The 19284-nt window shown below is 51.1% G+C and carries 13 protein-coding genes; 9 read left to right on the forward strand and 4 right to left on the reverse strand.

Features of this window, described 5'->3' with window-relative positions; translation table 11 throughout:
• Positions 1-25: 25 nt before the first annotated feature.
• Positions 26-1222 carry an amino acid aminotransferase gene (locus MAQ5080_RS08980; protein ID WP_067205794.1) on the reverse strand — a complete coding sequence of 399 codons (1197 nt, stop codon included), beginning with the start codon at positions 1220-1222 and terminating at the stop codon, positions 26-28.
• Positions 1223-1489: 267 nt separating this feature from the next.
• A complete protein-coding gene (locus MAQ5080_RS08985; RefSeq protein WP_231915735.1) occupies positions 1490-1687 on the reverse strand; it encodes a PA3496 family putative envelope integrity protein in 198 nt (65 codons plus the stop codon).
• 166 nt (positions 1688-1853) lie between these two features.
• Here MAQ5080_RS08985 and uvrD point away from each other — a divergent pair, with 166 nt between their 5' ends.
• The 9 genes from uvrD to MAQ5080_RS09030 all read left to right on the forward strand — a co-directional run bounded on the left by uvrD (position 1854) and on the right by MAQ5080_RS09030 (position 15098).
• A complete protein-coding gene (uvrD, locus tag MAQ5080_RS08990; RefSeq protein WP_067205801.1) occupies positions 1854-4064 on the forward strand; it encodes a DNA helicase II in 2211 nt (736 codons plus the stop codon).
• Between the two features lie 395 nt (positions 4065-4459).
• Positions 4460-5512, forward strand: a complete 1053-nt coding sequence (locus MAQ5080_RS08995; protein WP_067205804.1) for a Gfo/Idh/MocA family oxidoreductase — start codon at positions 4460-4462, stop codon at positions 5510-5512.
• 285 nt (positions 5513-5797) lie between these two features.
• Entirely contained in the window at positions 5798-6922 is a 1125-nt protein-coding gene (locus tag MAQ5080_RS09000; protein WP_067205807.1) for a TRAP transporter substrate-binding protein, read from the forward strand.
• A gap of 187 nt (positions 6923-7109) precedes the next feature.
• Positions 7110-8231: a TRAP transporter substrate-binding protein gene (locus MAQ5080_RS09005; RefSeq protein ID WP_067205810.1), complete on the forward strand. Its 1122-nt coding sequence runs from the start codon at positions 7110-7112 to the stop codon at positions 8229-8231.
• 241 nt (positions 8232-8472) lie between these two features.
• Positions 8473-9594 (forward strand): TRAP transporter substrate-binding protein, encoded by a 1122-nt coding sequence (locus MAQ5080_RS09010; protein ID WP_067205813.1) that lies wholly within the window; start codon positions 8473-8475, stop codon positions 9592-9594.
• A gap of 240 nt (positions 9595-9834) precedes the next feature.
• Positions 9835-11004, forward strand: coding sequence for a GGDEF domain-containing protein (locus MAQ5080_RS09015; protein WP_197464549.1), 1170 nt, complete (start codon positions 9835-9837; stop codon positions 11002-11004).
• Between the two features lie 152 nt (positions 11005-11156).
• Positions 11157-11678: a sigma-70 family RNA polymerase sigma factor gene (locus tag MAQ5080_RS09020; RefSeq protein WP_067205820.1), complete on the forward strand. Its 522-nt coding sequence runs from the start codon at positions 11157-11159 to the stop codon at positions 11676-11678.
• A complete protein-coding gene (locus tag MAQ5080_RS09025) occupies positions 11665-12642 on the forward strand; it encodes a FecR domain-containing protein (protein ID WP_067205823.1) in 978 nt (325 codons plus the stop codon). Before MAQ5080_RS09020 ends, MAQ5080_RS09025 begins: the two co-directional genes overlap by 14 nt.
• 92 nt (positions 12643-12734) lie before the next feature.
• Positions 12735-15098 carry a TonB-dependent siderophore receptor gene (locus MAQ5080_RS09030; RefSeq protein ID WP_156496513.1) on the forward strand — a complete coding sequence of 788 codons (2364 nt, stop codon included), beginning with the start codon at positions 12735-12737 and terminating at the stop codon, positions 15096-15098.
• A 157-nt stretch (positions 15099-15255) separates the two neighbouring features.
• On the opposite strand, the gene MAQ5080_RS09035 is transcribed toward MAQ5080_RS09030, so the two are convergent.
• Together MAQ5080_RS09035 and putA are read right to left on the reverse strand one after the other, a co-directional pair.
• Positions 15256-15945 (reverse strand): 1-pyrroline-5-carboxylate dehydrogenase, encoded by a 690-nt coding sequence (locus tag MAQ5080_RS09035; RefSeq protein WP_067205826.1) that lies wholly within the window; start codon positions 15943-15945, stop codon positions 15256-15258.
• Positions 15946-16108: 163 nt separating this feature from the next.
• Positions 16109-19231 carry a bifunctional proline dehydrogenase/L-glutamate gamma-semialdehyde dehydrogenase PutA gene (putA, locus tag MAQ5080_RS09040; RefSeq protein ID WP_067205830.1) on the reverse strand — a complete coding sequence of 1041 codons (3123 nt, stop codon included), beginning with the start codon at positions 19229-19231 and terminating at the stop codon, positions 16109-16111.
• Positions 19232-19284: the final 53 nt, after the last annotated feature.

The following is a 19284-nucleotide window of genomic DNA, read 5'->3' on the forward strand; positions in this document are numbered from 1 at the left end:
CTTTTCATTATTAAGCGATCAATGCTTAGTTCGCAAGAACCTTAGCAATGGCTTCACACAGTGGTTCCATGTTGTCTTTGGTCATACCAGCAACGCTGATACGGCCAGAACCGACGATGTAGATACCGAACTCTTGGCGTAGTTGTGCGACTTGATCTGGGTTTAGACCAGAGAAAGAGAACATACCGTTCTGTTGTGAGATGAACGAGAAGTCCTGCTCAACGCCTTTCGCACGCAGTGTGCTAACGAATAGGCTACGCATTTCGTGAATACGAGTACGCATTGCTTGAAGTTCCATTTCCCATAGGCTGCGTAGCTGTGGGTTAGTTAGCACTTCAGTTACTACTGCCGCACCGTGTGATGGTGGGTTAGAGTAGTTAGCACGGATGCAACGCTTCACTTGTGAGAACGCTGCGTCAGCGTGTTCTGCCGTTTCACAGATCACAGTGATGGCACCGACACGCTCGTTGTACAAACCGAAGTTCTTCGAGAATGAGTTAGCGATCAGCATCTCTTGTACTTGGTCTAGGAAGACACGTAGACCCGCTGCGTCTTCTTCTAAACCTGAGCCGAAACCTTGGTAAGCGAAGTCAAACAATGGCAAGAAACCTTGTTTGCTGCAAAGCTTCGCCAATTGTGCCCACTGTTCAGTGGTTGGATCGATACCTGTTGGGTTGTGACAGCAGCCGTGGAATAGCACCACATCGCCTGCAGGCACTTGCGAAAGGCTGGCTAGCATAGCTTCGAAGTCTAGTGACTTTGACGCTGCGTCGTAGTACGCGTAGCTACCTACTTCTAGGCCAACAGATTGGAAGATTGCTTGGTGGTTCGCCCAAGTTGGGTTGCTGACCCAAACGGTTGCACCTGGCATGTGTTTCTTGATGAACTCAGCCGCAATACGTAACGCACCAGTACCACCTGGAGATTGCGCCGTGTGAGCACGTTGTTTCGTGATGACATCGTGGTCTGCACCAAATAGCAATTCCTGTACAGCATTACGGTACGCTTCAGTACCTTCGATGCTTAGGTAGCTCTTGGTTTTCTCGGTTTCTACTAAGCGCTCTTCAGCTTGCTTAACAGACTTTAGAATTGGCGTCGCGCCGAGCTCATCTTTGTACACACCTACGCCCAAGTTAATCTTGTTCGGGTTTGGATCGTTACGATAAGCATCATTTAAGCCGAGAATTGGATCAGCTGGTGCAACTTGAATGTTTTCGAACATGGTGACTCCCCGCAAGGGTTATATGTACTGTTTTTATTATGCGTTAACGTTAAAAAAACCAGGCGTAATGTTACTCCAGAGTGAGGCGGTTCGCTATAAAAACAACGGCATTCTGTATCCAAATGCGACCAAAGTTGACAAATGACGGGGCGAGAAAAGCAGCGTAGGGGAGGCTGTTGCCCAGATCTTTACAGGAGATGGGGAAATAAGGGTGAGCAGTCCCTATGGCATGATCCTAGAGACTGCCATATTGAAGAGGGCTGAGCGTTAGTCGTCCCAGCCGTCGGCGATCGCGTTATTTAAACGTTTTTCTTCTAAATAAGCTTCGATGGCCCGGCGTGCTTTCAGCATGCGCGCGCTGTCTTCCTTTTGGTTGCGCTCGTTTTCCTCTTTTTTAAGGCTGATGGAAGCGTATAACAAATCAGTTTTTACTTCGGAAACAGTTTCCGCTGGCGTACTCATCATTTTTTCCTCACAGGTCCATTTCGGATGACAGAAATGCACACATCACTGTCATCGACAGGTGAAAAAAGTCAAAATAGACAGACATCAAGACTTCAGTGATATAAAAAACGTAAAGCTGGTCAAAAATCAACCTATTTTTTTATGAAATTTTTATTGGCGGATACGAATGGATGTTTCTTTTATCCTCGACGCTTTGAACGATAAGCAACGGGAAGCGGTGGCGGCACCACTGCAAAACAGCCTAGTGTTAGCGGGCGCAGGGTCAGGTAAAACACGCGTATTAGTGCATCGCATTGCGTGGTTGATGCATGCCTACGAGATCTCTCCTTACAGCCTAATGGCGGTGACCTTTACCAACAAAGCCGCCCGTGAAATGCAGGGCCGTATTGAGCAACTGGTTGGCGTACCACCACAGGGCATGTGGGTCGGTACCTTCCACGGGATTGCGCACCGTTTGCTGCGTGCCCACTGGCGTGATGCGGGGTTGAAAGAGAACTTCCAAATCATGGACAGTGAAGATCAACTGCGTCTGGTAAAACGTATCATGCGCGAGATGAGCATCGACGAAACCCGCTGGCCGCCAAAACAAGTATGTTGGTTTATCAACGCGCAAAAAGACGAAGGTCGCCGCGCGGCCCATGTGCCGGACAGCCACGATCCGTTCTCCCGTGGTATGCGCGAGATGTATTACCACTACGAAGAAGCCTGTGAGAAAAACGGCCTATTGGACTTTGGTGAGCTGTTGCTACGTGCCCATGAGCTGATGCTGACCACACCAGCGTTGCTAAAACACTATCAACAGCGTTTTGTGCATGTGCTGGTGGACGAGTTTCAGGACACCAACACCATTCAGTACGCTTGGTTACGCCTAATGGTCGGTGAGTCTGGCACCATTACTGCCGTCGGTGATGACGATCAGTCGATTTACGGCTGGCGTGGTGCAAAAATTGAAAACATTCATAATTTATCCAATCACTTCAAAGACTTACATACCATTCGCCTAGAGCAAAACTACCGTTCCACCGGTCATATTCTGAAAGCGGCCAACGGTCTGATCACCAACAACGATGATCGCCTAGGCAAGGAACTGTGGACCGACAGTGGTGAGGGCGAGCCGATTTCGGTGTACGCCGGCTTTAACGAGCAGGACGAAGCACGCTTTATTATTGAGATCATCAAAAAGTGGCGCGACGACGGCACGGCTCTGAAAGATATGGCGATTCTGTACCGTTCTAATGCCCAATCTCGCGTCATCGAGGAAGTGCTGGTTAGGGAACAGATTGCTTATCGTATCTATGGTGGACACAGATTCTACGACCGTCTAGAGATCAAAAATGCCTTGGCCTACGCTCGTTTGGCGATTGATCCGAATGACGACGGCGCGATCGAGCGTGTCATCAACGTACCAACCCGTGGCATCGGCGAGCGCAGTATCGGCACCATCCGTGAAATCGCCCGTGATCAAGGCTGCTCCATGTGGCAAGCGGCGGATCAGATCGTTACCCACGGGTTATTGCCAGCCCGAGCTGCCAACGCCATCAAAGGCTTTATGCAGCTGATCCAAGGCATGGCGGGCACCTTGCAGAACCCCGACCTTGGTCTAGGTGATATCTTTGATCAGATTATCGCCGAAGCCGGCCTGATTCCTTATCATGAAAAGGAAAAAGGTGAGAAGGGCGAAGCCCGAGTGGAAAACTTAAAAGAGTTGGTGAACGCTGCCAGTGGCTTTAACTGGCTGGAAACCGATGAAGAATTCAGTTCGCCAATGATGGCGTTCTTGGATCAAGCCGTGCTGGACGCCGGTGAAGCGCAAGCGGACGAATACCAAGACTCGGTACAGCTGATGACCTTGCACTCCGCCAAAGGTTTGGAATTCCCATTGGTGTTCCTAGCGGGTGTCGAGGAAAACCTGTTCCCAAACCGTATGTCGTTTGAAGAACCGGGACGCTTAGAAGAAGAGCGCCGTCTGTGTTACGTGGGCATCACCCGCGCCATGCAGAAGCTCTACATCACCTACGCGGAATCGCGTCGCTTGTACGGCTCGGAATCCTTTAACAGCCCATCGCGCTTTATTCGTGAGATTCCAGAAGAGTGCTTGGAAGAAGTGCGTCTACGCTCGCAAGTGGCACGCCCTGTGTCCATGCAGCGTCCAGACTACTCCGCCACCCTGCAACGTCAGAACCAAAATATCATGCAAGGCCACACCGTACCGGACACTAATGTCTCCATGGGCGATCGTGTGAAGCACCCGATCTTTGGTGAAGGCTTGGTGGTGAACTACGAAGGTCAAGGCCCCCAAGCCCGCGTTCAAGTGAACTTCGACGACGCTGGCACCAAGTGGCTGGTACTGTCTTTTGCTAAGTTGGAAGTCTTGTAGGTTCTTCAGTTTTGGCGTTTGAGAGGTCTTCTGCGACAGTCAGTGGGAGGCCTCTTCCCGTTACCTAATTTGCTTGCGACAGTCTCGTTCCTCGACCCGACAGCGCAAATCAGGCAAACGGGAATAGGCTTGAAAGCTTTGCATAGGGAATATTAGTGCTTTTAAAACGGATTTATTAAAGGCGGTAGCCAAATTTCAGAAGCCATTAGGGCTGGGTCTTGTGTTTGATTTGCGCTGACGCGTCGGTGTCGAGGGACGAGACGAGACAGGCGCAAGCAAATTGAATACAAGAGTCAGACCATCTAAAAGCCTTGCAGAACCAAAAAACCAAAGCGCCCCAGCAACCAAAACCCTGCTACTATGAAGCAAATAGACTGAAGTAGAAGGGGAGCATTATGACCATTCGAGTTGGCATTATTGGGTTTGGTTTATCTGGCCGTGTGTTTCACGCGCCGTTTGTGGCGCATCAAGCTGAGATGACGCTGTCGTATATTTGCTCCTCTAAGCCCCAAGAAGTGCATAAATACTGGCCTGATGTCACCGTGGTCAGCGATGCCGATGCGTTGATTACTGGTGATGATATCGATCTGGTGGTGATCACCACGCCTAATGAACTGCATTTCCCGCAGGCCAAGTTAGCGCTGAAGTCTGGCAAGCATGTATTACTAGAAAAGCCGTCGGTGACGGAAATCGAACAAGTCGAAGAGCTGTGCCGCCTTGCTTACGATAAAGGGTTAACCTTCACGGTTTATCAAAACCGCCGCTTTGATGGTGATTTCTTACGTTTACAAGAACTGCTAGAAACCGGTGAATTAGGCCAGCTAAAGCAATTGGAAAGCCGCTTTGATCGTTTCCGCCCAGCGGTACAGCAACGTTGGCGCGAACAACCGGGTGTTGGCACCGGGATTTTCTGGGATCTCGGGCCCCATGTGTTAGATCAAGCCTTGGCACTTTTGGGTATACCTGACTGGATACAGGCCAATATAGACACACTACGAGAAGACGGCGCTGCGCCAGATTCTTTTGAAATTGAGCTGGCGTACGGTAAGCGTCGTGTGCGCTTGGGGGCCAGTTTATTTGAAGCGGGGGAAATGCGTCGCTATAACGCCCGTTTTGATGGCGGTTCTTGGCATTGCTACGGCTTAGATGCCCAAGAAGATGCCCTGCGTGCAGGGCAGTTACCTGGGCAAGACGATTTCGCTAGTCCCACGCAAAAAGCCTTGTGTTATCACGCATCGAGCCAAGATGACATCAGGGCTTCCGAGGAAGCCATCGGTGCGGGGCGCTATGTGGAGTTTTATCAGCAACTGACGGATGCGATCCAAGGTCGTGGTGAAGCGCCGGTGTCGAAGCGCCATGCCTGTGAGCTGGTGTACGCGATGAATTTGGCCCTGCAAGCGGCGCAAACGGGCGAGCGCAAGGCTTGGTATTACACCAGTCCGTTTTAAGCGACGCTCGTGCATTTTGCGCCATAAACCGCGATTTTTATCGCCTTAAACGTCAAATTTAACGAAATTCTAACGATCGTTTAGAATTTCGTTGAGTTGATCAACAAAGCGTCATACCATTTCGCCGCGTACCGACTCCGGTGCGATTCAAACGTCTACAAAAACAACAATACCGCCGTTTATCTCATGTATACCATGCCAAGGATGTTGCTTTGGCGTGTCCAATTTCCTGTCTCAGGCCATCAGAGCGTGAACAGTGATTAACTAGCTTTTCTGAGGAAAACCATGAAAACAATCGCGAATTTCGGCAAATTAGCGCTGGCTGGTTTGTTGTCATTAACTTTGGCTGCCTGCGGTGGCAGTAACGAAACGGCTTCATCTGAATCCACGCAAGCAGCTCCGGTTGCGAAAGCCGAGCCCATCGAATGGAAAATGGTCACCACTTGGCCGAAAAACTTCCCAGCCTTGGGCACTGGCGCTGAAAAACTGGCGCAAAACATTACCGCTATGTCTGGCGGTCGTCTAAAAGTCAAAGTGTACGCAGCGGGCGAATTGGTCCCTGCATTGGAAGCCTTTGATGCGGTCTCTCGTGGCACAGCACAAATGGGTCACGCCGCGTCTTACTACTGGAAAGGCAAAGTGCCTGCGGCGCAGTTCTTCACCACCACACCGTTTGGTCTAACGGCACAAGAGATGAACTCTTGGTTGTTCAGTGGCGGCGGTATGGAACTGTGGCAAGAAATCTACGCACCGTTCAACATTATCCCTCTGGCGGCCGGTAACACTGGCGTGCAAATGGGTGGTTGGTTCAACAAAGAAATCAACTCGGTAGCGGACCTAAACGGTCTAAAAATGCGTATGCCAGGCCTTGGCGGTGAAGTGATCGCCCGTGCTGGTGCAACGGTCGTTAACATGCCAGGCAGTGAAATCTTCACCGCACTGCAAACCGGTGCCATCGATGCCACAGAATGGGTGGGTCCATACAATGACCTAGCGTTCGGTATCTACAAAGCGGCGAAATACTACTACTTCCCAGGTTGGCAAGAGCCAGGTTCAACCGTTGAAACCTTTATCAACAAAGACGCGTTTGCTGCGCTACCTGAAGATCTGCAGTTGATCGTGCGCGCGGCGGCACGCCAAGCCAATGCGGACATGCTCGATGAGTTCACCGCCTTGAATAACACGGCGCTGGAAACGCTATTGAATGAGCATAACGTTGAGCTAAAACGTTTCCCAGAGGATGTACTAGCAGAGCTGCGTACGGCATCGGACGAAGTGATGGCGGAAGTGGCAGCCAACGACCCAGCGAGTCAGAAAGTCTATGACTCGATGAAAGCGTTTAAAGAGAAAGTCATGAAGTGGCACGAAATCTCCGAACGTGCGTTGATTAACGCGCGTGCTGGCGAATAATTTAAGTTAGCAACTTCATAACATTTAGCCCCTTAATCCCCTAGATTAAGGGGCTTTTTTATACTATCTAAGGCTGATTAAGACCAATTGCTAATGGGGATATTGAGCAATTGTGGGGCAAAGCATAGTATGCTGACTGCCAATACGTAACAACAATAATTGAATGAGCTTTCTAAGGGATATCTCCATGATCAACGTAAATGCTTTTAGCAAGTGGACGCTTGCAGGGATCGCTGCCGCAACTTTGGTTGCCTGTGGTGGTTCTGAGCCATCTAGCAGTACCGAAACACAAGCCGCAGCGCCAGCCGCACCAGAAACCATCGAGTGGAAAATGGTCACCACTTGGCCGAAGAACTTTCCGGCACTGGGCACAGGCGCGGAGCACTTGGCTGAGAGCATTACCGCGATGTCGGGTGGACGTATCAATGTTAAAGTCTATGCCGCGGGTGAATTGGTGCCAGCGTTGGAAGCGTTTGATGCGGTGTCCCGTGGTACGGCACAGCTAAGCCATGGAGCGTCTTACTATTGGAAAGGCAAGGTACCAGCGGCGCAGTTCTTCACCACCGTACCCTATGGTTTAACGGCGCAAGAAATGAACTCTTGGCTGACTCAAGGCGGCGGTTTAGAGCTTTGGGAAGAGGTATACGAACCCTTTAATGTGATTCCTCTGGCGGCCGGTAACTCAGGTACGCAGATGGGTGGTTGGTTTAACAAAGAAATTAACTCGGTTGCCGACCTAAATGGTCTGAAAATGCGTATGCCAGGCCTAGGTGGTGAAGTCTTAGCGGATGCCGGTGTTACCGTCGTAAACATGCCAGGCAGTGAAATGTTCACCGCGCTGCAAACCGGAACCATTGATGCGACAGAGTTCGTCGGTCCTTACAATGACCTAGCGTTTGGCCTCTACAAAGCGGCGAAATACTACTACTACCCAGGCTGGCAAGAGCCGGGTTCTGCCATTGAAACTGTGATCAACAAAGACGCCTTCAGCGCCTTGCCAGAAGACCTACAGTTGATCGTGCGTGCGGCGGCGCGTCAGGCGAATGCCGAGATGCTAGACGAGTTCACTGCGATGAATAACAGCGCCCTAGAAACCTTGATCAATGAACATGGTGTGGTGCTAAAGCGCTTCCCTGATGATGTGTTGGCAGAGTTTCGTGCTTCGACCGATGTGGTGATGGAACGAGTTGCAGCGAATGATCCTATGAGTCAGAAAGTGTACGACTCGATGAAGGACTTCAAACAGAAAGTGATGAAATGGAGCGATATCTCTGAGCGTGCCTTCATCAATGCGCGTTCAGCGGAATAATCTCTAGCAGAGCATTTGATGATCCATAATAAAGCCCCTTAGTGATTGGACTAAGGGGCTTTTTTTGTGCAATTGCCAGCGGGGTGTTGAGCAATTTCCGTACAAAGCATAGTATCGAGAGTGACCAATGTGGAAGAAATAGGATCTTTCACTGGGTAGAGAGTGATCGATACACTCTGCTGCAATCCAGTCGTGAACTGACAAAAAGAATAATGTAACAAGTTTTCTGAGGGATACATCCATGATCAACGCAAAAGCCTTTAGCAAGTGGACGCTTGCTGGGATCACTGCCGCAACACTGGTTGCTTGCGGTGGCTCCGAGCAATCTAGCAGTACGGAAACCCAAGCGGCAGCGCCTGCCAAACAAGAAACCATCGAATGGAAAATGGTCACCACTTGGCCAAAGAACTTCCCTGGTTTGGGCACCGGCGCAGAATACCTAGCCAACAATATTAATGAAATGTCGGGTGGCCGTTTAAAAGTAAAAGTGTATGCGGCGGGTGAATTGGTGCCACCGCTAGAAGTGTTTGATGCAGTATCCCGTGGTACCGCTGAGCTAGGCCATGGTGCCGCCTATTATTGGAAAGGCAAAGCCCCTGCGGCGCAGTTCTTTACTGCAGTGCCGTTTGGTATGACGGCTCAAGAGATCAACTCTTGGATCTACCATGGCGGCGGTATGAAGCTATGGCAAGAAGTGTACGAACCGTTTAACTTGATTCCACTGACATCTGGTAACACTGGGGTACAGATGGGTGGTTGGTTCAATAAAGAGATCAATTCCTTAGAAGACTTCAGTGGCCTGAAAATGCGTATCCCAGGCCTTGGCGGTGAAGTACTCGAAAAACTGGGCGGCTCGCCAATTAACCTGCCTGGGGGTGAGATCTTCACCGCGCTGCAAACCGGTACCATCGATGCGACTGAGTGGGTTGGCCCTTACAACGATCTAGCGTTTGGTTTGTACAAAGCGGCGAAATACTACTACTACCCAGGTTGGCATGAGCCGGGTTCTGAGATGGAGCTGTTGGTCAACAAAACGGCGTTTGAAGCGCTACCAAAAGACCTACAAGCGATTGTTCGTTCAGCGTCTCGTCAAGCGACTCAAGACATGCTAGATGAGTTCACTGCGTTGAATAATGACGCCTTACAAACGCTTGTTAATGAGCATAATGTCGATCTTCGCCCGTTCCCTGACGATGTCTTGAAAGCCCTAAAAGTAGCGTCTCAAGAAACGCTTGAAGGTGTTGCGGCGAACGATGAGATGAGTAAGAAAGTCTACGAGTCGTTCAAAGCCTTCCTAGGTAAGGTATCGCAATGGCATGATGTGTCTGAACGTGCCTACATCAACGCCCGTGATGCCGAATAGGCATTGCCACATTGCGTGACACAGGAAAGCCCCGCTACTGCGGGGCTTTTTGCATAAGTGAATGCTTATTAAATAACATATCACTACAAACAGATTGCATTATTAAACAGCTTAGAAATTGACCGGAGCGGCCGTGCATCTTAGGCTAATCCTTGGTTAATAACAGGTTTGACGACTATGATCCCTTCCGTCATTTATTACTCAAAGACAGTTACTCCCTGGAAGGAGTCGTTAAAAAATTTGCTGTCACGTGTCCCCGATCAATTCAGCTGGCAAGGCATTGAATCGCTTCAAGAAACCCCTGTGTCAGGTTTGATTATCATGCACCAGTCAGATTTGCTGGCCGAAGACTACCCCTATATTGCAGCTCGTAAAGTGCTGATCCTGTTGGATAAGTGGGACTTTAGTCTGGCTTTGAAATGGATCATGCAAGGGGTCAACGACAGTGCCGCTTACGACGATTTAACCCGTATTGCCACTTGGATTGTGTCAGAGAAGGCACGGATATCTTGGCACAATAATAACCTTGCCCAGCAAGAAAACATTCTGCAAACCGTGCTGGATGCCATTCCGGTGCCGATCTTTTATAAAGACGAGTTTCATATTTACCGTGGTTGTAACCAGGCTTTTAGTGAGTTCATTGGGTTGCCGAAAGAGAGTGTCGTGAACCACTCGGTGTATGACATTGCCCCCAAAGAGTTAGCCGATATCTACTACCAAGCGGATCAAGCGCTGCTGGACTCCGGTGGTACGCAAGTTTATGAAGCGGCGGTGAAAAATGCCCAAGGCGAGCAGTTCGAGATAGAGTTCAATAAAGCCGTCTTTTTCAAAGAAAACGGTGATAAAGCTGGCCAAGTCGGCGCGATGCTCGACATTACCGAGCGCAATCGCCTGATGCGTCAGCTGGATCAAGCCAGTCGTACCGATCCGTTAACGGGGGTCGGCAACCGTCGTGAGTTTAACCTAGCGGTCAGCATTACCTTGCAAAAAGCCCAGAATGCTTATGGTTCCACCAGTTTACTGACCATCGATATTGATCACTTTAAATCTATTAATGACCGCTTTGGACATTCTTGTGGTGATGAAGCGCTGAAGTTTCTGGTGAGTTGCATACATGAAGCCATTCCCGCAACAGGGCAGGTGTTCCGAATTGGCGGTGAAGAATTCTATGTCTTGCTGCCCAAGTTGGACTTGGCGCAAGCGAAGCAGGTCGCGGAGCGTGTGCGTCAGCATATTCCGGAGCAAGTGATGACTTTAAAAAGCGAACCAGTGCAAATGACAGTATCGATTGGTGTGATTCAGTTAGCCTCGGAAAACATGCTGGAAGAGTCGTTTAAACGGGTCGATCAAGCCCTTTATGAAGCGAAAATGACTGGACGCAATCGTGTCTGTCTCGCCTATTACGATTAACCTCGCTTAGGCGAGGGTGCCTTTCCTAATATCCTATTTAAAACAATTCTCATTTGTATTACCATTATTCCATCATTGTCGCGATGTATCGGAACCATCGCGCCATCGGAAGGGATAACTGTCACCGTATTCTGAAAAGGCTTTGAACTGTTATGCAAAACGCTTTCTCAAGCCACTTTGCGAGTTTCTATCGTCAGCATCATGCTTGGCTGAATCGATTTATCGCGCGCCGGCTCGCCTGTGAAGCGACAGCGGCGGACCTCACGCAAGACAGTTTTATTCGCTTAATCGCTCGGCAAGACAATTTACAAACCATCGAGTCGCCGCGAGCGTACTTAACCACCATTGCAAAGAGCTTGTTAGCCAATCATTGGCGCCGCCAAGACATTGAGCAAGCCTATTTAGAGGCTTTGCAAGCGCAACCGGAGCCTTACGCTGCCTCCGCTGAAGAACAGTATGAGGTGATCGAAACCCTATGCCGTTTGGATGCCATGTTGCAGGGGCTGCCGCTTAAAGCACGTCAGGCATTTTTAATGTCACGCTTACAGAATGTTCGCTACCAAGACATTGCCAGCGAGTTAGAGGTGTCTGAGCGGATGGTGAAAAAGTACATTGCCCAGGCGTTGTTGCAATGCGCCAAAGCAGAACGGGAGATGGACGATGCCGCCGCTTGACGCTCATGACCAAGCATTGGAAGAGGCCGCGTTTTGGTTTGCCTGCCTACAGGACGAGCCAGTCAGTGAACAAGATCGCCAAGCCTGGCAACAATGGTTGGCGCAGTCTGAATTGCACCAACAAGCTTGGTGGCGCATTGAGCAAGTCGATAAGCAGTTCCAGCAATTGCCCGTTGAACAAAGCATGCAGGCGTTGAGCGCGGCAGGTAAAAGCCGGCGTCAGTTTCTGTATGGCTTGGCGGGGGCGGCGCTGCTGTTACCCTTGGCAACGTGGCTGCAACGGGATCAAATCAGTGCGCAACTGGCGTCGGGCATGGTGCATCAAACCCAAGTCGGTGAAGTGCGCCAATGGTCGTTGGCCGATGGCAGCAAGCTGTGGCTCAATACCAATTCCATCGCCGCGGTGGACTATCAGTCACAGCGTCGTCAGGTGCAGTTGTTACGCGGCGAGATCTTTGTCGAAGCGGCGCCCGATGCTAGGCCACTAACGGTGCTGACGGATTATGGTGCGGTGCACACCCAGGTCAGTCAGTTGACCGTGCGTAGCGCGGGCAAAGACACCGCACATGGGGTGTATGTGTCGATCAGCGATGGCGAGGCGGCGGTGAGGCCGAGCCAGGGCAGGTCGGTTCCGTTGCAGTCAAAACAATCCCTGTATTTTAATGAACGCCGTACTACAGACATTGAGTCGCCGTCGGAAAATGATCGCGCCTGGCAAAACGGATTTCTGGTGGCGGACAACATGCGCTTGGGGGATTTTATTGACTCACTGAGTCGTTACCATGGGCAAGGTTGGCTGAAATGCTCCGATAATGTGGCGAACTTACGCTTAATTGGTCACTTTCCCGTGGCGGATACGGAAAAAGTGTTGCACACCTTAGCCCTGAGTTTGCCCATCAACATCCGCCGAGTGACGCCTTGGTTTACCTTTATAGAAGAGAATGTAAAAAGTTCTCATTCTTAGTTCCCTTTTTCGATGCTGACGTGGCATAGCTTGCGAATGACAGCTTTGTCACATGTTTATCACTGATTTGAATCGAAGTTTGGGACTCTACCATGTTTAAAAGAACTGCTATTTCTGCTCTGATGGTCACCGCACTGGGTGTGGTACCGGCCTACGCTGCACAGAACGTCGCTGGCCCTGAGAGCGTAATGAGCGTTGCCTACCAGTACGATATTCCGTCGGGCTCACTGAGTAATGCGCTGTTGAACTTTGCCTCTGCCAGCGGCTTGTCTTTAGCAGCGGATGCCAGCCTTACCCTTGGCAAACAGAGTGCCGGAGTGCAAGGGGAATTAACCGTTGAGCAAGCGTTGCAACGCTTATTGGCGGATTCTGGACTGCGCGCCTTGATTCAAGACTCAGTGATTTTCCTCAGTTCGGACAGTGCTCTGTCGAATAATGAGCCGTTGCAACTGGATGCCTTAGCCGTCACTGCCAAGCGCAGTAGTCGTGTCTCTAAAGGAGCCACTGGCCTAGCGCTTGAGATCAAAGATACACCGCAGTCGATCACCACCATTGAACAGCAAACCCTAGCCGATAATGGCCTCACTTCCAGTAACGATGCGCTCAGTTTTATGACTGGCGTAAACGTTGACCAATATGAAACCAACCGAGCACGCTATAACTCCCGAGGCTTCGGCATTCAGCTGACCCAGGTGGACGGCCTGGGCATGACCAACGATTGGGGTACCGTGATCGGTCAGAAAGATACTTTTTTGTTTGAAAAGATCGAAGCGATTCGTGGCGCCAATGGCCTGTTAACCGGTGTCGGCAATGCTTCGGGGACGATTAACTTTGTGCGCAAACGTCCGACCAACGAAGACGCTGGACAAGTCAGCCTCACGGCTGGCTCCCATGATCAGGTACGTGGTGCAGTCGATTACAACAAGGTACTGACCGAAGACGGTCGTTGGGCCGCGCGTGTGGTGGCTGTGGCGGAGCAAAGTGATTCCTATATTCGTGATTTAGAAGATCAGCACGAATCACTTTACGTCGTCGTCGATGGACAGGTCGGTGACAATGGCATTTTGACCTTCGGTATGAACTACCGCAACGCGGAGCAAGATGCGCCGATGTGGGGTGCGCTAACCCTGAATGTGGAAGACGGTAGCCAAGCGGAGTTTGATCGCTCCACGTCCAGTGCCATGAACTGGGCTTACTACGACACCAAAACCCAAGACGCCTTTATCGAATACAGCCACTTATTGGACAACGATTGGGAAGTAAAAGGGACTTACACTTACCGTGAATACGAAGGCGATTCAAAACTGTTCTACGCTTACTCCCCAAGCGGCGCTTTGAACAGCGATTACACCGGTTTGGTCGGCTGGCCGTACTCGGGCTTTACCAAGTTGGAAAACAATCTGTTTGATATCAACCTAAGTGGTGATTTTGAGGCCTTTGGCCGCGAGCACAGTTTACTGCTTGGCGTGAGTCATTCGACGCAGGATTCGAAACGTTACGAGCGTCCCTACGATACCGCGAACTATCAATTCCTGCCGCTCCCAGCCATGCCCTACGATGGCGATGATTACCCAGAGCCGATCTTTGGTGCCAAGCAGCTGAGTGGTACCGGCGAGCAGCTGCTGACACGTTTGTACTTGGCCTCTAAGCTTGAGCTGAGCGATCAACTGCACTCGATTGTTGGTATGAATGCGATCAAGTTACAGCGTGAAGGGGATTCTATCTTTGGCGGCGGTACGACTACGACGAGCTACCCTGACACCGAAGAAGTCAGCCCTTATGTGAGTTTCTTGTACGACCTAAGCGATGATGTGGTGGCGTACGTCTCATACTCCGATATCTACCAAAACCAAGATCAGACAGACTACGATGGCCGCTACCTGGATCCTGTTAAAGGTGTGAATTACGAAGCGGGTGTGAAAACCGAGTGGTTCGACAAGCGCGTGTTGGCGACTTTCTCGGTATTTACCGCAGAGCAAGATGGTTTGGCAACGCAAGCAGAAAACTTGAATGCCGATGGTGATCGTTACTATGTGCCGAAAGACGTGACTTCGAAAGGTTTTGAAATGGAAGTGTCGGGCTATTTAACCGACCGTACGCGTCTGTCTCTCGGTCTGACACATCTGAATCTCGAAGGTCCGGATGGCAAAGACATCTACAAATGGACCCCTCGTGATAGCGTTAAGTTGATGCTGGATACCCGCCTAGCTTCTGTTCCAGGGCTTAAAGTGGGTGTAAACACACGCTGGCAATCCAAAGTGGAGTCGACCTCTGGCATGAAGCAGGACGCTTACATGCTGACCAATGCCTTTGCCTCCTACGACATCAATGATGCCGCCAGTGTACGTTTAAACATCGATAACCTATTCGATAAGAAATACATCCAGAGCCTATACTCGAGCGCGATTTACGGTGCGCCACGTACCGCGAAAGTGACCTTTGATTACCACTTCTAGTGGCGCATGGATTAGGAAAAAAAAGCCCGCGAATCATCCATGTTAGGGAGGTGGATGATGCGGGCTGAAGCGCTGAGACGATGTCAGCGGTGCGTTCTAGGTGGAGACCAGACCGTTTAAACCGCTGAATTCGTCGCAGGGGTTACTCGACTCTGGACTACTCGGCTTTACTGCCAAGCTCTAACAGCGTGGCATTACCACCGATGGCGGTGGTGTTGGTGGAGACGGTTTGTTCGGTGACAAAGCGCAAAATATAGTTTGGCGCGGCAATGGTGCTGAGGCGGACGAGATCGGTTTCTTCCACCAGCTGACACAGTAAGCCTGGTTTTTGTGCCAACTGCTGACTGAGTTGCTGCGCTTTTTCTGGATCGCAGATGATGGCCACACCAGCAAGATCGCTGGCCTCAACGATGGAATCCCGCGCTGACTCGGCGATGTTTTGAATCACACCTTGAGGGACGTATTTGGCCAGTTGATCCATCAGTGCTTGGCCTTCTGGACCCACGGTAATAATAGGGTTACCTGCCACTAAGGCGGCGAACATTTGGCCGATTAAGCCAACGCTTGCCTGTTCACTGTTGAGCCCCGCTTGAACGGCGGTCAGAAATGCCCCGCGACCATGGGTCGATAGCACGTTACTTTCACCGGTTGGCCCAGGCATCACCTGTGCTGCGCCGATTTCATGACGGGCATTGGCCAGCTGCCAGCGTGCCATCTGTGCTTGTTCATGGCTGAGACTGTAAATGGCTTGCTCGAGTTTTTCGGCACGGCCTTGGACGCCTAATGTGTTCCACGCTTCAAACACTTGGTTGGCAACATCGATTTGAATAGGTTTTACGATCGTCATAGTTTGTATCTCCTATTGCTTGGATTCATTTACCCAAACAATTCCAATTCTAACCTCGCTTACCTTGGTAGCACCGATCGACAGACATCCCTGTCTGCGACGATCGGATCAGTCCATCCATGGACTGAGTGCTTACCAAGGCAAGCGAAGTGTGAGTGTTCTGTTAAACCAATTGCTCTTTGGCAAAGCGTGGTAGGTAGTGTGGGCCACCGGCTTTTGGACCTGTGCCCGACAAGCCTTGGCCACCAAATGGCTGTACACCCACCACGGCACCGACTTGGTCACGGTTGATGTACAGGTTACCGACGCGGGCACGTTTAGCGATGTGGGCACAAGTGGTTTCGTTACGGCTGTGCACGCCCATGGTCAAACCGAAGCCTGAGTGATTGATGGTGTCGATGATCTTGTCGAGATCTTTGGCTTTGTAGCGCACAACGTGCATGATTGGGCCGAATTTCTCGTCTTTTAGCTGATCAATGCTGCTGATCTCAAACGCGCTTGGCGCAACGAACGTGCCGCGCTCGGCCCACTCTGGTAGCTCTGATTGTGCAATTAAGCGACCTTCTTTTTTCATCACTTCGATATGATCTAGCAGCATCTGCTGTGCTTTTTCATCGATCACAGGGCCAACATCGGTAGAGTGCAAGTAAGGCAACCCCACGCTTTGCTGTTTCATGGCACCAGCGATCATTGGAATCACGCGATCAGCGATATCTGCCTGCACAAACATCACTCGTAGTGCGGAACAACGCTGACCCGCGGAAGCAAAGGCAGAACGCACTGCATCACGTACCACCTGTTCAGGCAGCGAGGTGGAATCGATCAGCATGGCATTTTGACCACCGGTTTCGGCAATCACGGGTACCGGTGCGACACCACGGCTCGCTAGGGTGCGGTTGATCATTTGTGCCGTGCCGGTTGAGCCGGTGAAGGCAAGGCCAGCAATGCGCTTATGCTGTGTGATCGGTGCTCCTACGGTCGCACCATTCCCCGGTAGGAAGTGCAACACGTCTGTTGGAATGCCCGCTTCATGGAGCATCTGTACCGCTCGGTACGCGATCAAAGAGGTTTGTTCGGCGGCTTTACACACCACCGTATTGCCAGACACCAATGCTGCAACCACTTGGCCCGCGAAAATCGCCAATGGGAAGTTCCAAGGGCTGATGCAGGCAAACACACCACGACCTGTCAGTTGTACCTGCTGCGTTTGGCCTAGGTAATTGCTAAAAGCCTTCGGTGCCGCAAAATTTTGGCGTGCTTGCTGAGCGTAGTAATTGCAGAAATCCACCGCTTCACGCACTTCGTCGATGCAGTCTTGGATGGTTTTACCCGCTTCACGGTGACACAGGGCGACTAACTCGGCGTAGTTCTGCTCCATCAATTCGGCCATGCGCTCAAGGCAGGCCGCACGATCCGTTGCAGGAGTTTGTGACCAAGCAGGGTAGGCGGCATCGGCTTGCTCAATGGCTTGATTAACGATGGCTTCATTGGCCCAATGCACTTGTCCTGCCACCAATGCATGATCGTATGGGCTTTTGACGCTGTGCACATCGTCTGTCGTTAGGCTGTCACCGCCAACGATTGGTTTGGCGGTCCATTGTGTTTCTTGGCCCATAAAGGCATCGACGGACGCTTTGAACGGTTGCCACTCTGCTTCGATTTCAATGTTAGGACCGAATGAGTTGTTACGATCGGCGAACATGTCTTTAGGCAAATTGATAAAGGGGTTACGCAGGGTTTTGCGACCTTTTAGCGTGGTCACTGGGTGATCCACTAGCTCAGACACTGGGCAGCGCGCGTCGACTAAACGGTGCACAAAGGAGCTGTTGGCGCCGTTTTCCAATAGGCGGCGTACTAGGTAGGGAAGCAAGTCTTTGTGGCTGCCCACCGGTGCATAAATACGCACACACACGTCTTTGTCTTTGATCAGACGGTTGTATAGGGCATCGCCCATGCCATGTAGGCGCTGGAATTCGTACTCGTTGGCATTCGCGCCCATGTTGTCGGCAATGGTGGCGATGGTGGCAATCGTATGCGCGTTATGGCTGGCAAATTGCGGGAAGATCCACTCACGAGTGTGCGGGCTCAATAGGAAATTAGCACAGGCTAGGTAAGACACATCGGTGGCTTCTTTGCGGGTGTACACTGGGTAGCCACTGAGGCCACGTTGCTGACACAGCTTGATTTCAGAGTCCCAGTACGCGCCTTTTACCAAACGCAGTGGAATGCGATCGCCCACGTCTTTGGCCAACGCCGCCAACCAGTTCAACACGGGCAGACAACGCTTCGAGTAGGCTTGCACTACGAGGCCAAATAGGCCCCAGCCTTTGGTGCAGTCGTCGCGGAATAGCTTTTCAAATAGGTGCAGCGATAGCTCTAGGCGGTCCGCTTCTTCGGCGTCGATGGTGATGCCAACATTCAGCTCACGGGCGCGACTAATCAGCTGTTTCACGCTCTCGAACAGTTCCGTCATGACACGCTCTTCACAGCCCACTTCATAGCGTGGGTGCAGCGCCGAGAGCTTGATTGAAATGGTCGGACGATGGCCTTTGCCATAAGTGTCCTGGCCAACGGACTCCACCGCCTGTAGGTAAGACGCTAGGTATTTCTCGGCGTCCTGTTGCGTCAAAGCGGCTTCGCCGAGCATATCGAATGAGTAGGTGTAGCCCTTGTCGCGGTAGCTTTTACCACGGGACAAGGCTTCGCTGATCGAACGACCCAATACGAACTGGTGGCCCATGATCTTCATGGCTTGGTTCATAGCTTGGCGGATCACCGGCTCAGACATACGGTTGACTAGGCGATTCACGAGGTTAGCAGGCTTGCCGTCTTTGCTTTCGTCCATGGTGACGATTTTGCCGGTTAGCAATAATCCCCAAGTGGACGCATTGACGAAGAAGGACTCGGAATTGTTGGCATGAGAAGCCCAATCGGCCACGCTTAAGCGGTCTTTGATAAAGGCATCGGCGGTTTCTTTGTCTGGCACACGCATCAGGGCTTCGGCCAAACACATCAACAAGATGCCTTCTTTGGTATCTAGGCTGTATTCCAGTAGTAGGGAATCGATCAAGGACATGGATTCGTCGTCTTTGCGAACCTGTTCGATCAAATGCGTGGCCGCGTCGGTGCTGGCTTGTAATTGAGCATCCGTTGGCTCGGCCAGTTTTAGTAGCTCCGTTAACCATTGCTCTTCATCCACGCAGTACAGCGGCGAAATGCGTGCCCAAAGGGTATTGAGTGGGCGCTCAAGAATGGTCGGTTGTAAAACCTCTAGCGCATTAAACATAGTCGGATTCTCCCACGACAAGCGGAAAACTGTGTTTCCGTATAAACCGTTTG

The sequence above is a fragment of the Marinomonas aquimarina genome (assembly GCF_900089755.1).
Taxonomy (GTDB): domain Bacteria; phylum Pseudomonadota; class Gammaproteobacteria; order Pseudomonadales; family Marinomonadaceae; genus Marinomonas; species Marinomonas aquimarina.